The sequence below is a fragment of the Halalkalibacter alkaliphilus genome (genome assembly GCF_023555415.1).
In the GTDB taxonomy this organism is placed as follows: domain Bacteria; phylum Bacillota; class Bacilli; order Bacillales; family Bacillaceae_D; genus Halalkalibacter; species Halalkalibacter alkaliphilus.
In genome coordinates this window covers 1-15,344 of the sequence record NZ_JAKRYL010000008.1, presented here as the reverse complement: position 1 = coordinate 15,344, position 15,344 = coordinate 1, and the positions used below count along the sequence as shown (strand labels likewise).

Genomic DNA, 15,344 nt, shown 5'->3' with positions numbered 1-15,344 from the left:
TCGAAGAAAGGATTATCGTCGAGGTGTTATTTATTAGAGGTTCTATTAAAGGTATAGAAATAGCTTCTCAAGAACTGTCAGACAAATTCTCTAGTAAGAAAACGGGAACCATTGTAAAGCCTGCTTTTGCGCTGGCAGCCGAATTTAGGGGGCCATATATATTAACAATTTAACAATGCAAAAGCCTTAAAAAGTTTACCTACAACTTCTTAAGGCTATTCCTCTAGTTTATAGAAATTCCATTAGGGTATTCCCCTACATCTAATCGTTTAACTTCTTCTAACTTTTTTAAATCAACAACGGAAACCGTATCTTCAAACATATTTGTTACAAAGGCATATTTGCTATCCTTAGAAATAACGATACCATGTGCCCCTTTTCCTAAGGAAAGCTCCTTTTCAACTTCTAATGTATCAAGTCCTATAATAGAGATCGTATCTGATGGGTTCTCTTCACTTCCTTGATTTGCAACAATGACATATTGATTATTGTAACTAGCAAACATTTGTACCGGACCTACTCCAACATTAATGTGTTTGATTACTTCTTGTGATGAAGTATCAATAACAGCTAGTTGGTTATCAACATGCAATCCAACAAAGGCATACTTTCCGTCATGGGAAAATCCAGTTTGAACAGCACCCTCTCCTACATGTACTCGATTAACTTCTTCATTCAATTGTAAGTCAATAATGCTAACATCAGCACTTTGCATATTCGCTATATAAGCATATTGCTGATCGGGTGATATCCTTACTCCATGCGGATATTCTCCCACTTCTACATTAACAACTTCATCTGTCTTTCTATTAATAACCGTGACAGAATTATCACCTGAATTAGTTACGACAACGATCTCACCATTCTCTGTGGCCGTTACATGAGCAGGGTGGCTCCCTACCTGATGTTCTTCGACTTTTTCTAGTGTGTTTATATCATATGCTACAACCTTTTCTTGTTTTACCTTATCTTCTTCTTCGTTACCATCATTTTCATGGCTATGACTATGTTCCTCATCTTCATTATCGCCATGTGGCGGATTAATGGTTACCCAAATTAATTGAGACTCAACATTGACTTCTAGATTATGTGCTTCCCCATCAAGGTAAACAAGCTCTTGCCTTTCTTCTGGATAGTAAATGACAGACATAGTCCCATCCTTTTCATTTCCGACTACAACATTGTACTCTTCTTCGAAATCATTATCCCCTTCGTCCACTTCTTTTACTGTTTCTTCCATATCATCGTTTAACTTGTTTTCTGCATTAGCATTTTCTTCGTTAGTCATCATGCTTTCAGCGTTCTGTCCACAAGCAGCAAGCAAAAGTAAAAACGTCAAAATCATAAGTATGAAGCAAATTTTTCTTTTCATCTATTTCCCTCCTAGATCTTTATAAATGTAAGTATAAAAGGAGGGGGTTTAGGACAAATGTGATTCCAATCACAAAAGCAAATAATAAGTATTTTTTGTTCAATATATTACCTTGCTTTCTTCATAGTTTCTATATAATTATCTGTAATAAAAAAGTCGTTATCTGTATTACATCGTTTGAAATTAGAGAAGTTCAAACAATACAGTAAACATATTCAAAAACCTCCTCATCTGATTTATTCCTAGCTATCTATGAGTGATTGCTGCTTTTTCAAAGTTGTGTTCATATTTAACTTCGATTCAAAAAAGAAACCAAATATTGTACATGGAGACAATTATTAATTCATTGCTGATTATTATTTTTAATTCTATCCAATCACTAGATTGTTTAGTATTTGTTTAATATTTACATTAGCCTTTGTAGAATTAAAAGCAAAAATAAAAAGACAAGAATTTTTGAGATTCAAGTCTCTGATAGGTGTGATTTGATATTTCATGCTTTTACTTTTACTTTTCCTTTACTTCTATCCAGAAAGGAAAAGCAATTATTTGATCTGCAAATTTAAACTCAACCCATAGTATTAGGATGCACACGAATAAATTGCTTTACTTCATCATCAATAATTACTACATGTCCAAGAGCCCCTCGTTAAGGTTCAGGTTTCTCACCTTTGAAATCGAAATGAAATGTAACATCTTCTCCGATTGAGTCATTTCAACTTGCTTCCCATTAATCTCCTTTATCTTTTTTTGTTAGGAATTAGATTCATATTAGTATGTTAAAGTATATTGCCCTTTATTGCATTCGGTTCAATTAGATAATGTTTCCCTTTCGAATTTATATCAACAAAAGCCTTATATGATGTAAGATCACGAAGAGGAAGCGTTACTTCATACGTATACAAATCAATTTGTTCAGGATGTAAATGATAAAACTCTTGCAAATCATCACTAACTACGATCAGGTGCATATATTTCTCATGTGTTGGTAAAAACTCTGGTGAATTTCCTTCCCGATCTTCTAAATGAATTTTCAAAATAGAATCTTGATACGTAATGGTTGTGATGATATCGTTTTCGTCTGCACCCCTGTACATATGATATTGCAATTCATGATGCTAATGATGTTGTTCCATTTGATTATTCGCCTATCTCTGGGGATGACTTTTTTTTCTGAAAAATACTTCTTGTTCCCAACCACTAAACGGATGAGAGCGGTTTTTCGTAGGTCCCGGTTGAACTCTTGGTGCGTGTCTCGGCTTATCATCTTGTGTCGCTGCCTTTTGTAATAATTGTTCAAGCGGCTGCCACTTTTTGAGTAATAGAACAACCAAGAATAACGCTACCCCTGTTGCTGCATACACGACCCACGGCAAATAACTAACTTCTGTTCCGATTTGAAGTAATTGACCACCAATAAAGTTTCCACCAGCTTCACCTAAGCCTGACATCACATTCGCCAATCCAAAGAAGAGACCGATCAATCCAGCTGTCGATAACTGTGAAATTGTACTATCAATAGTTGGTAAGATAAGCATTTCACCTAAAACAAAGATGGCACCACTTAACACAAGGTGAAAAAACGATGTAGCAAAGTAAAGAGAACCGACTCCAAACCCGATAAATAACATCCCGAATGCAAGTGCGGTTAACGGATGTAACCTCTGAATAACTTTTCCTGTCATCACGTTTTGAGCCAAAATGACAATCCCACTATTGATCGTCCAAATTAGGGCCACATTACTTGGATCGGGCAAGACCTCCGTTGCCCGTATTGGAAGGGTCAAAGCCAACTGAGCATATAAAGCCCAAATAATAACACTAACTACACCAAACACAATAAAAGGTTTATTCTTAAACACTTCCTTATATGCACCCGATGGGATAACAGGACAATTTGCATCTCCACAATTTTTCGGAAGGAAAAACCAACTCTTTAATGCGAGTGCCACATAAATAATCCCCGCAATCCAAAAAATCAACTTAGAGGATCCTGTCACAACAAAGAAGATAATAAGTCCAGCTGCTGCTGTTCCGATATTAGCGGCAATCCCACGCATCGAAAAGGCTGTCGTTTGCGTTTCTTCTGATGCCAATGCCGCAATGGCCGCCTTGGTTGATGGAGCGTTCAATCCATTGCCAAGACCTGTAATCAGTGAGGCTACAAGTAACAATCCAAATACATTAAAGAGCCCAAAACCGATTAATCCAGCTGCACCAATCATCGCTCCTAATCCAATAATGAACCTTCTTCCAATACGATCTGCCAAAAATCCTCCGAGTAAACTCCCAAATTGAAATGATATGGCATTCGTTGCCAATACCATTCCTACTTGCGCTAGAGATAATGCTGCATCTATTTTTAACATAATCGGTAACATAGGAATCACTAAGTATGTTCCTAGATGTGAAAGCAAGACTCCTAATAATAAAATCAGCATGGCACGGTCTAATTTTTTAATGTCTTGTATAATCATTTGATCCCTTCTTTAACAGGTATTGAACAAAAACAGGCAACCTTGATCACCTGCTTTTGCTCGATTTTAAGCTCCCATTTTACGGCATTCTTCTGCACACTTGCGGCAGTAAGTAGCACATTCCTGGCAATGAGCGTCTTGGAACTTCTCACAGTCAGTAGCACAGGCTTCGCAGATCATAGCACACATTTCACAAAATTGTTTTGCAAACATACTCCCACGAGACATCCATTGAGATGCCATTGAACAAATATCTGCGCAGTCTCTTAACATACTGATACAGTGAGTTCTAGCTTGTACATCAGGCTCTTTTAGACATGATGACAAACATTCTTCGCATGCTTGCATACATTTGTTGCAAGCATCAATACAGGCCTGATGTTGTTGTATAGTTGAATCAATCAAATTGGTCATTTTACATCTCCTCCCTTCTTTCTTATTATTTAATAGACCACTCTACACAAATCTAGTAAATATTACCAAGTCACACAAGGCAGAAGTATTATAGGAAATTTGTTCAAAATTTTAATTATTATCATGACACCAAAACGTAAATAAGCCCCCTTGAGAAGGGAGCTTAGAAAAAAAATATTAGTATTTACTTTAATTAAAATTTACTCTTCGTATCTTACTCAAATCCTAAGTATTCTTCTAACGTTAACCCCTGTTCATAAATTACTTTGGCTGGCTCTTTGCCTACAAACCGAAGATGCCATGGCTCGTATTGATAACCTGTAATTTTTTCTTTATCTTTTGGATAACGTATTATAAAACCAAACTGCGCAGCATTTTCCTTAATCCATTGCCCCTCAGGCGTATCTTCAAATGAGGTAACTAATTGAAAGTTCACTTCCGGACTAGTAACATCCATTGCTAGACCAGTTTGGTGCTCACTATGTCCAGCATTCGCACTTACTTGACTTGCCTTTTCTTCTCCGCTTCTCTCAACATAATATGCAAAAATACTCTCCTGTCGTTCGTAAGAGCGATACCCGGATTGAGCATAAAGATTTAAGTTATCATCATTGGCTTTTTCAAATAAGTCTTCAAGTGCTTCCGCTGCTTCTTGGCGCATTAACCGTTGAGGCAGATCCTCTATAAATGGAAAAGGTACATTGGGCTCAACTAAATCCGAAGGTACATAGTCTTTTGGTAAATTTCGCTCTTTATTTACCAATAAAAGAACATCATCTAATTGCTCTTCCGTGTAAGATTCCCATGGTTTATCTTTAGCAAGATCTTCTTGGGATTGTTCGCCTTTATCGATACTATTTTTTATTGGAGCACTATCTATATCACCGTTCTTATTCTTCATTTTTCCGTCGTCTGTTGATAAGTAGTCACTTAATAACATTTCTTTATTTTCTTCTTTTGTAGAATTTGTTAATAGTGAATTTTCTTTATAAATTACAATTAAGATTACAAATACGACTGCTAGTGCAGCAATGTAAAAATACCTCATTTAATAAAATACCTATCCTTTCTGTGTTATTACTGCAATTACAACTTAGCGAGATTTCAGGTCTTAAGCTTTATTAGTAAGTGACTCATTATACAGAAGTGGGTTGCTTCCTTTTTTTCCAAACAACAAAAATTAAATAAATCGCTGCAATGCTAAGGATCATTTTTCCTTGCCACTCAAATTGAGTAATCTGATAAACCGAATACGCTTCAATCAAAAGCGCAGGTATTTTACCTATTGAGCTTGCAATAGCAAAAGTGATAAATGAAACACTCCCAATGGCTCCAGCAAGAGTAACCAGACCTGAAGGAACAAAAGGAAGAAGGCGAAGGGATAAAATTAAATAAAAGGCATCTTTTCCTTTTAAATGTACTAACCGTTTTAATTTCGGGTACTTGTCCAATGGCTTCTGAGAAAATTGTTTAAACCCTTTTCGATACAAATAAAATGCTATGATGGCTCCGAGCGACTCTCCAACAAAAGAAATAAATGTCCCCATCCAGAACCCGAAAAAGATAAGATTCGCTGCAGTCACAAAGAAACTTGGAATAACTCCTAATACTGCAACAATAATACTAATTCCAATACTAATTAAGATTGCAAAGTGTTCATACTCTTGAAAGTAATATATAAGCCGATCTTCCATTTTCCCCTCCTCTATTTGTCTTCATAATGATCTTGTATTTTTATGAGATCTCCATAGACCCTGACGCTTAATTTTTCTTGTATTGTTACTCTGATCAAGAACTATCATTCTATCGTTCATTTATGTAGAAAATATGAAGTTTTCAAATTTTGGTTATTATCACTAAAGTAACTTTGCATACCTTTTATAAAATCCAAAAGACTCCTACAAATTGATAGGAGTCAATGCCATTATTCTTTCATGCGTCATATGCTTTCTTCAATTACCTTCATTTTATATTAACCTTTTCAACAATGATTTCTCTATAAAGTGAGCATTTTTCTTATGATGACTTTGACTTTTTTAGTTCCTCTAAAGATGCCGTCAACTTTTTATTTTCTTCCATTAATTTACTCATTTGTTTATGTGCTCGCTGCCAATCTTCAGATGAGTTAATTACATTCTCATTCTTATTTTTTTGCGTCCTATTAGGGGTACTCTGCTTAGTCATCTTGACGGCTTTCCAACAGAAGAACAGACAAACGATTTTAATCGCAATAAATACTATTAAAAATATGTTCAATTATTTCAACTCCTTTCGTAATCCGTCAATTTCTTTCAATAGTTTTTGATTATCCTTTTCCATTTTCTCCATTTGTGAATACATTTTTTGTAACTCGATCGATTCAGAAACTGAATCTTCGTTGTTTACTGGACTACCAGTTATGTTTTTTTTAGGCGAACAACAGGTAGAACTTCCACCATGCTTGCCCATGCCTTTAACACAAGTCAGGCTTAAGAGCACAAGAACACCAAGTAAAAGGAATGTAACTAAATCCATTTCGCAAAACCCCTTTCAGCAATTCGGTTCCCTACAGAGCTTTAAGGACCTCTCATAAAAAATGTAACAAAAGAATTTGATGGAAATATGAAGTAGTACAAAAGATTAGAATACTTTCTTTGGAAAATTTATTTTTGAGCCGATTTTCATTTATGAAAAAAGGGCTTACTCTGCTCGCTGGTTGTTAAGTCCATCTATTTTTGATAACAATATATCAAGAATTGTTTAATCTAATGGTGAAGACCGTTCCTACATTAACCATACTTTTGATTTGTATTGTTCCACCATGCAGTTCAATTATTTGCTTAGTAATGGCTAACCCTAATCCGCTACCACCGTATTTCGTGGAACGCGATTTGTCTACTCGATAAAAACGGTCCCATATATAGGGAAGATCCTTTGCTGGAATTCCTTCGCCATCGTCTTCAATTTCAATTATTATTTCTTTGTTTCTCTTCTCTAGTCTAACTTGTATTTTCCCATTTAGGTTTGTGTGTCTTATACTATTATTCAAAAGATTAAGTAAGACTCGTTCAAACTGATCTGGGTCAATGTTAGCAAGAAGAGTTGGGTAGGCGTATGAAAAGAGTATGTCTATTTTCTTATCATCAGTAGCTAATGTTACTTTCTTTTTAACTTCTTGAATGAAATCTACAAGATCGATTTCCTGAATATTCAACGGGATTTTCCCTTCCTCTAACTTCATTAATTGAAACAGGTCCTTTACTAAACTTTCCATTCGTACAGCTTCTTGGTGAATAATTGTTGCCTGCTCATGAACAAGGTCTGCTTCAACCTTCTGATCTTTTAACAATGCAGCATAGCCTTTAATATATGTTAGTGGTGTTCGGATGTCATGGGAGACGTTGGTTAGAAATTGTTGTCTTGTATCTTTATATTCTTTAAGTTGTCTTGCCATAGTAGAAATATGTCTTAATAAATCAGCTATTTCATCATTTCCTCTACTAGAAAGTTGGACATCAAAGTTCCCTTTTGCTATTTGCTTTGTCAAATCCCGTGCGTTCTTAAGTGGAAGCGTAATCTTTTTTGACAAGAAAATTGTTAACATACCTGAAAATAATAGTGTAATCAATCCCATTGACATTGTAATACCTAAAAGAGTTAATCTAGCTTTTTCAAAGCTACCAGTATCTTGGTCAATAAATAGATACCCTCCCAACTCTCCGTTGATTTCAAACGGTTCGTATGACCAGATATGGGGAATATGTTCAGTCATGGTGTTAACAAGTTCTGTTTTTTCATTCGAGCGTTCAGAAAGGCTAACAATCCAACTTTGATATCGATCAATCATTTCCTTTGAAACTTGTTGAGTACTATTTTGAACATTGAAATTCGCATCAAACACAATAAATGAATTATCTTGATTTCTTTTTTCCATAATCATCACATGTTCTAGCGTTTCTGGCACCGTATGCAGTTCTACTACTTCGCGGTGTGCGTCAAGTCTATGCTCAATTTCCACCTGCAGTTGATTTTTGTAAAATGATTTCGAAAGGGTGTAAAAAGAGAAACCCATCATGACTATAATCAATACCACGGACAAAAGTACAAGCAAGCTCACTTTAGTCGACAATTTCATATACTCAATCCCTCACATTGAGGAACTTTATAACCAATCCCCCATACTGTCTCCACGACAGTGTTGTCAAGCCCGGCTTTTTTTAATTTGTCACGGATGTTTTTAATATGGGTATCAATATTTCGGAAATCACGATCATCTGCCTCATCCCATACAAGGTAAAAGAGTTGTTCCCTTGTATAAGCACGTCCAGGGTTGGATAGAAGGGTACTAAAAAGCTGATACTCTTTTTTCGTCAGTGGAATCCCATTCTGATTGTAGGAAACCATTTGCTGTGACTGATCTATGGTAATTCCAAAAATCCCCTTCCTTTTTTCTACCAGTTGTAAAGGTTCTACACGTCGAAGTACAGAATTAACTCTGGCCACTAGTTCTTTCGGTTCAAACGGCTTCGTAATATAATCAGATGCCCCAAGGTTTAACCCCTCTACCACCTGATCTGTTTCACCAATAGCTGAAATAATAATAGTAGGGACTAATAATTCTTTCTCCGTTAATTCCTTCAATACTTGAAAGCCATTCATTTCTGGCATCATGATATCAAGTAACATTAAATCAAACTGTTGCTCTTTTATTAATTCAAGTGCTTCTTTTCCAGAACCCGCTGTCGTTAACTCAAATTCACTAGAACCAATACATACACAGAGCAATGATTGCATTTGTTTTTCATCATCAACTATAAGTATTTTTTTCATTGATCTCACCTCATACTTAATCTATTTCTTAAACATATTACCTTCGACATAGATTTTTAATATTAACAATCCAATGTCATATTAACTTAAAAGTATGTAAAAACAATGAACTTCTTATCAGAAAAGATTCATTTTTATTCTATATCCACTTTGCTATGAACTAATCTCTTGTCCCTTTTACTATTATAAATAAAAAGTTCCGCTTAAATTAATAGAGTTTTATAGAATTTGATTCTTCTAATATTTAACTTATCATCATATCTATTAACGAGTGAAAGGAGAGGTCGCTATTGAAATCTAGCAAAACTCATAGTGCTGCAACCATTCAAAATATGATAACTATGTTGATTTTAAGTATGATTTCCATCTTTATAATTATTGGAGCATTAACGACCTTTCAAACATCTCTAACAAGTGACGCATTAAAACGAACAACTTATGACATCTCCGTTGAATCACTCTTTTATTTTATGAGCATGGAGAATCAATATTTTTCGGAGGTTTTGCCAGCCGAAAGTCAAAATCCCTCAATAGGGAAATTTGCATTTGAATTTATAACTAATATAAATTTTGATGATCCTAGAACTTTTTTAGGAAGAGAACTTCCTGGGTTTTCTTTTTATGATGGAACGATTGTTGTTGCTGGAGAAGGATCCGATTTTACAAACATGCCTACTTCTGAATCAGCTCCCCCAATGGATGTGATACTTGCTGAAAGAGAGGCGGCTTCTGAGGGGTTACCAAATATAAACGAAGAAACTTCTGATGAACGTAATGATATGAGCGCCGAATCTCAATCAACAGAGAATAAAGTTGTTCATATTATCCATTCACATAGTCGGGAATCATTCCTTCCTGAATTAAAAAACGCATCTGAACCGGACGATGCTTGGCATGCAGATGTAAATGTCACTTTAGTAGGCGAGAGATTAGGAAAAGAATTAGAAAAGAGAGGTATCGGAACGGAGGTCGACAAAACTGATATTAGTGGTATGTTAAGCGAACTTGGATGGAGCTATCCTCAGTCCTATGAAGCGTCAAGAGATCTTATAAAAACAGCCATGGAAAACAATCAAGACTTAGAATTTTTCTTTGAAATCCATCGCGATGCATTACGCAGAGATATAACAACCGTTACAATTAACGGGATAGAATACGCACGAACTTATTTTGTTATTGGGAAAAATAACCCTAACTATGAGAAGAATCAAAAACTAGCTGAGGACTTGCACTATTTACTCGAAAAACAATATCCAGGGTTAAGTAGAGGGGTACTAGTTAAAGACGGAACCGGGATTAACGGTAGATATAATCAGGATCTTTCGGAAAACTCCATACTTATTGAAATGGGCGGTGTAGATAATACATTAGAGGAAAGTTACCGGACAACTGAGGCATTAGCAGAAATTATTAGTGAGTATTACTGGAACTCCGCTGAGCAGGTGAATAACTAATTTTACTTAGCATTATTTCTTAATAGTAATTACTCTAGTTCTACTTTGAATTTTGACAAACGTAATCTAATGAAAAATATTGAAATGACTTGACTTTTACATGTTATTGAAGGACCCCATAATTTTGGGACCTTCAATAACAATAATTGTATACCCTTTAAAAAGTACGCAAAAAACAAAAAGTAGAAGAGAATTTACTTAATTATAGTTTACATCGTCTTAAATAAAAATGATTAATTTTATGAGCCCCTGTCTCACCTCACGTACTTATCCCTTACCTCGTTAAAATTATTTATATCGACTTTCTCCCGATGTGTGAAGATACGAAATAGTAACCCTTGTACATATTTAATCTTTAACGTTAATAAACTAACAGTATGAACATGAAGGGAGAGAATAAATTGCTACAACCAGTTTTGCTCGGTATTGTTTTTATCCTTTTATTAACTTGGTTAATATGTCTTTCCTATCTATTTAAAAAGAAATTAAGCAATATGATAGGAATGGTTGTTTCAATGACTCTTGGAATGATTACCGGATTAAGTATAGGTACGTTCTCTGCAGTTTTATTTCCTGACTTGTTTTTTGAAATTACTGTTCTAAGCATGTTAATTGGCGGGTTCGTTGGTGTAATAGCAGGATTTCCTTACTCCTTGATCGCAATTATTGATGGACTCATTTCTGGAGTAATGGGGGGAATGATGGGAACGATGTTAGGTGTTATGATTTCCCCTGAACATTATAACCAACTTTTAAACATAATGAGTCTTTGGACTGTTGGGATTTTCTTTCTAATTTATTTACTTTTAGTTTATGAAATTAATAAGGAATCAAACAATAATTCATTGATTTCACACCCACTTCCATACTTTACTCTTGTTTGTTTGTTTATTTTTAGTTTTCACAATTTCACTTTTGAATTTAATAACAGCCCAGCCCATCATGCCAATCATGGAAATAATCAAGAAATAGTAGTAGGCGCGAATGAATATCAATTTGGTCCAGATCAAATTCAATTGTTACCCGGTGAGGAGGTATCACTAACATTAGTTAATAACGGAATAGAGGAACATGATTTTGAGATTAAAGGGTTGGATTTTCACCTCCATGCGATGCCTGGTACTTCTGAAAATATGTCAGTTGTTTTTCCGAAACCTGGTACGTATGAAGCCGTTTGTACCATACCTGGACATGAAGCAGCTGGAATGAAAGCTACTATAATCGTTACGGAATTATAAGACAAAGTTTCCCTACTTACTTTTCGCTCAGACTAAGTAGGGGAACTTTGTTATTTTAAAAAGGAAACGAACTTATTCTGTTGAAAGAGGTCCATCCCAAACAGCCATGCCACCTCCGAAGTTAGCTACTTTATCAAATCCTTTTTCCACAAGAAAATCGGCACTTTCAACTCCCATTCTACCTGTATGACAAATAAGAATAATTCGTTTTTCTTGATTTAATTCATTATAGCGGTCTTGAAACTCTTCATAGGGGATATTAATGGCTCCAGATATATGCCCCTCCTTATAGAGCTCCTCTTCTCGTAAATCTACTATTTCTACATATTCGTTACCAACTTCCATCAGAACTTCCTCTTGGTCAATATCATCCCATTTTTGACTTATCGGCTCCTCTTCTACGGTAGCTGTTTGGAATGGATTAATAACAATTGCAATTGAAATGATTATTACAACGATAAAACTTAAAGGTAAAAGATATTTTCTCATCATTTCTCGCTCCTTTTTCTAGTTCTATATTTTTTCTTGCTTATTTAAAAGATTAGAGAAAAGGATATGTATTAAAACTGTTAACATGTAAGCCCCTTAAGGCGGGACAAGCATTGTTAGAAAGTGTTTAACATACAACAATAATAGCCGAACATGTTGAATAAAGTTATTCAACATGTTCAATGAAAAAACTTAAAACTGTTTACTATGCTCCATAGTAGTATCAAATTCATAGACCTTTTCAATAAAGACTTGGTGCCAAAGCATGAAAGTCAGTACTGTCCATAATGGACGACTATAATCCCCTTTGCTCTTAAACATTGAACTTTCATGCAAATTGATTTTACGATGTTGTTCAAGCAACTGAAGAATCTCTTCTTTCTTAAATATATAGTCAGTCTGACTATCCATAATCAAATTCTTTGCCCAATCGTACAATTCATTTTGTAACCAATGTCTAATTGGAACCGGAAACCCTAGCTTAGCTCGATTGACAATATGCTCTGGTACAATGTGCTTCATAGCACTTCTAAGAGCAATTTTCGTTTGTGATTTATCTACCTTTAAAGTGGGATGAAGGTTAGCAGCCACTTTAAAGACTTCTTTATCTAAAAATGGAACACGGAGTTCTAATGAATGCGCCATTGTCATTCGATCAGCCTTCACTAAAATATCACCTCGTAACCATGTCTGAAGATCGATATATTGCATCTTCGTAATATCATCAAGGTGTTGAATTTGTTCATAAAATGGCGTAGTAATCTTTTCATAGTTATATTCTGATTGATACTGGCTTAACAACTTAAATTTATCGGCTTCCGAAAACATTTTTGCATTCCCAATGTAACGCTTTTCGATCGGTGTAAGCCCGCGTTCTATATAATTTCTGCCCTTTACTTTTTGTGGAACTCGATTAAGAATGAAATTCATCATTTTTTTACCACTATCCGGAAGTGAAGATAAAGGACGAAGTGACAAAGGCTCCTTATAGATTCGGTAGCCTCCAAAAAGTTCATCTGCACCCTCTCCAGATAAAACAACTTTTACATGTTTGGTAGCCTCCCTTGCTAGAAAGTAAAGAGGAATAGCTGCTGGATCAGCCACGGGATCATCTAAATGCCAAATGATTTTAGGAAGTTCCTCAATAAATTCGGTAACTGAAACTTGATAATAAGAATTTTCAACCTCCAAAGCTTCCACTGTTTGCTTTACAGGGTTTAGTTCATGATATCCTTCTTGCTCAAATCCAACAGTAAATGTCTTAATGTCAGGATTAATTTTTTTTGCTAATGTTACTATACAAGTGGAATCAATTCCTCCAGATAAAAAAGCTCCTAATGGAACATCACTTATCATATGACAATTTACAGACTCCTCTAACGTTCGTGCGATCTGTTTAGAACTTGCATCCAGATCACCTTGACTTGGTTTAAAGGTTGGCTCCCAATATTTTGTTTGGATTAAATTCTCTCCTTTCCTTTTGATGAAATAATGGCCAGGCTCGATTTTAAACGTATCAGTTGTCATCGTTAATGGCTCAGGCACATATTGAAAAGTTAAATAATGATGTAATGCTTCCTTATTTAAAGATCTTTTGTTTTCAAGTGCTACTAAACTTTTTTTCTCAGACGCGAAATATAGTTCATGCTCACTTTCACCATTCGTATAATACAATGGTTTGATACCAAAGGGGTCTCGTGCTCCGTACATCGTTTGCTCCTGCTTGTCCCAAATCAAAATAGCAAACATTCCTCTTAAGTCAGAAAAAGCTTCTTCTTTTTTATGACTAAAAAGAGCAAGAATCGTTTCTGAATCTGATGAAGTTTGAAACGTATAACCTATATTTTTCAAGGTTTTACGCAGTTCCTGATAGTTATAAATTTCACCATTAAATACCATCCAGTACCGCTCATTTTCAAATGAGATAGGTTGTTTTCCATTTTCCACATCAATGATACTTAGTCTTTTAAATCCAAAAACGATATGATCATCATTAAAGAAACCTGTGTCATCTGGTCCACGATGATGAATCAACTTAAGCATATTATTTATTTGATTTTTTTCTATATTTCCGATTTCATTTTGTTCATTTATATATCCAACAAAACCGCACATTTGACAACACCTCATATTTCTTCTTGTTTTAGATTAGATAATTACATTACCCTCAATGTATGTTTTTTTCATGAAGAACTCATGTAAAACAAAGGGAAATGAATTTTAATGTTCAACATCACAGTGCCACTCCCATTTTGAACCGCCATTTTTAAAGACATACCATCATAAAAACATGACCTCTACTTTATGGTCATGTTTAGGAGTACACATCGAATTTAATCAAACAGGTATATCATTCTTGTATTGTCCAGTTCTCCTTGCAACCAACACATGAAATACGAGAACACTCGTAATACTTAGACTTACAGTAAACATATAAATATTAGTTAAATAGGGATGAAGTCCTGAATATAACCACGGAAAAATCCCCAGTGAATAATCCAATATATCGTTTGTTAAAGTCCACAGTGCTACAATTAACAAATGTTTTAATTTGAAACGAAAGTATCGACTAAACAGGAGTGCTTGAACTGCCATTCCAATGTGAAAAACAATTAACATATAACTTGTCCAATGAAGGGTTCCTCCAGTAAAATTTGTTGCCACAATCATGACAACTGCCCATATTCCGTATTTAAACAAAGTAACAGCACCAAACGCTTCTATTAGCGGCCATTTTTTCCCTACTAAAAAGGACAGCAACGTAATGGTAAAAAATAAACTAGCAGTAGGACTATCTGGGACAAACGGCAAAAACCAAAGTTCCGTTTCGACTAATTGAGGCATATACCATATATATCCGTAGATCGTTCCCAATTGGTCATAAATAATAACCAAATAGTACGTTTCTTCCCAAGCCAGTTAATAAACCAGCTTCAAGTAAATCAATAGCTTTCCTTCTTTCTACATCCTATTTAAAATTAGCCTAACAAGCTTTGTGTTATAGAGTATTGCATTTAATTGTGTAGAAACTATGAAGAAGATTTATGAAATCTTTGAAAAAAAGATAATAGCTTTAATCTCTTATGACAAC

At 35.0% G+C, this 15,344-nt stretch carries 15 protein-coding genes; 2 read left to right on the top strand and 13 right to left on the bottom strand.

From position 1 onward, the window contains the following. Window positions 1-223 precede the first annotated feature (223 nt). From MF646_RS09200 to MF646_RS09155, 10 genes are all read right to left on the bottom strand, one after another. The gene (locus MF646_RS09200; protein ID WP_250096203.1) at window positions 224-1,372 is read right to left on the bottom strand and encodes a YncE family protein; all 1,149 of its coding nucleotides are present in this window, start codon (window positions 1,370-1,372) and stop codon (window positions 224-226) included. 779 nt (window positions 1,373-2,151) lie between these two features. Next, the gene (locus tag MF646_RS09195; protein ID WP_250096202.1) at window positions 2,152-2,469 is read right to left on the bottom strand and encodes a hypothetical protein; all 318 of its coding nucleotides are present in this window, start codon (window positions 2,467-2,469) and stop codon (window positions 2,152-2,154) included. Between the two features lie 51 nt (window positions 2,470-2,520). Next, window positions 2,521-3,849 (bottom strand): MFS transporter, encoded by a 1,329-nt coding sequence (locus MF646_RS09190; protein ID WP_250096201.1) that lies wholly within the window; start codon window positions 3,847-3,849, stop codon window positions 2,521-2,523. Between the two features lie 66 nt (window positions 3,850-3,915). Next, a complete protein-coding gene (locus MF646_RS09185) occupies window positions 3,916-4,263 on the bottom strand; it encodes a four-helix bundle copper-binding protein (protein ID WP_250096200.1) in 348 nt (115 codons plus the stop codon). Between the two features lie 214 nt (window positions 4,264-4,477). Next, complete coding sequence (locus MF646_RS09180) at window positions 4,478-5,311, bottom strand: M15 family metallopeptidase (protein ID WP_250096199.1); 834 nt, start codon at window positions 5,309-5,311, stop codon at window positions 4,478-4,480. 88 nt (window positions 5,312-5,399) lie between these two features. Next, complete coding sequence (locus tag MF646_RS09175) at window positions 5,400-5,957, bottom strand: TVP38/TMEM64 family protein (protein ID WP_250096198.1); 558 nt, start codon at window positions 5,955-5,957, stop codon at window positions 5,400-5,402. A 322-nt stretch (window positions 5,958-6,279) separates the two neighbouring features. Beyond that, window positions 6,280-6,519: a hypothetical protein gene (locus MF646_RS09170; RefSeq protein ID WP_250096197.1), complete on the bottom strand. Its 240-nt coding sequence runs from the start codon at window positions 6,517-6,519 to the stop codon at window positions 6,280-6,282. Continuing rightward, window positions 6,520-6,777 (bottom strand): hypothetical protein, encoded by a 258-nt coding sequence (locus MF646_RS09165; RefSeq protein ID WP_250096196.1) that lies wholly within the window; start codon window positions 6,775-6,777, stop codon window positions 6,520-6,522. It abuts the gene before it with no gap. Window positions 6,778-6,991: 214 nt separating this feature from the next. Next, entirely contained in the window at window positions 6,992-8,377 is a 1,386-nt protein-coding gene (locus tag MF646_RS09160) for a sensor histidine kinase (RefSeq protein WP_250096195.1), read from the bottom strand. Next, on the bottom strand, window positions 8,374-9,072 hold the full coding sequence (locus tag MF646_RS09155) for a response regulator transcription factor (RefSeq protein WP_250096194.1): 699 nt from the start codon (window positions 9,070-9,072) through the stop codon (window positions 8,374-8,376). The genes MF646_RS09160 and MF646_RS09155 overlap by 4 nt, the downstream gene beginning before the upstream one ends. Before the next feature lie 290 nt (window positions 9,073-9,362). Between MF646_RS09155 and spoIIP the strand changes: the two genes are divergently transcribed. Together spoIIP and MF646_RS09145 are read left to right on the top strand one after the other, a co-directional pair. Beyond that, a complete protein-coding gene (gene spoIIP / locus MF646_RS09150) occupies window positions 9,363-10,526 on the top strand; it encodes a stage II sporulation protein P (RefSeq protein ID WP_250096193.1) in 1,164 nt (387 codons plus the stop codon). Between the two features lie 401 nt (window positions 10,527-10,927). Continuing rightward, complete coding sequence (locus MF646_RS09145) at window positions 10,928-11,764, top strand: cupredoxin domain-containing protein (protein WP_250096192.1); 837 nt, start codon at window positions 10,928-10,930, stop codon at window positions 11,762-11,764. Window positions 11,765-11,836: 72 nt separating this feature from the next. Here MF646_RS09145 and MF646_RS09140 read toward each other — a convergent pair whose 3' ends face one another. From MF646_RS09140 to MF646_RS09130, 3 genes are all read right to left on the bottom strand, one after another. Then, window positions 11,837-12,253, bottom strand: coding sequence for a rhodanese-like domain-containing protein (locus MF646_RS09140; RefSeq protein WP_250096191.1), 417 nt, complete (start codon window positions 12,251-12,253; stop codon window positions 11,837-11,839). A 192-nt stretch (window positions 12,254-12,445) separates the two neighbouring features. After that, on the bottom strand, window positions 12,446-14,368 hold the full coding sequence (asnB, locus tag MF646_RS09135) for an asparagine synthase (glutamine-hydrolyzing) (RefSeq protein ID WP_250096190.1): 1,923 nt from the start codon (window positions 14,366-14,368) through the stop codon (window positions 12,446-12,448). Window positions 14,369-14,590: 222 nt separating this feature from the next. After that, window positions 14,591-15,148: a DUF1405 domain-containing protein gene (locus MF646_RS09130; RefSeq protein ID WP_250096189.1), complete on the bottom strand. Its 558-nt coding sequence runs from the start codon at window positions 15,146-15,148 to the stop codon at window positions 14,591-14,593. Between the last annotated feature and the right edge of the window lie 196 nt (window positions 15,149-15,344).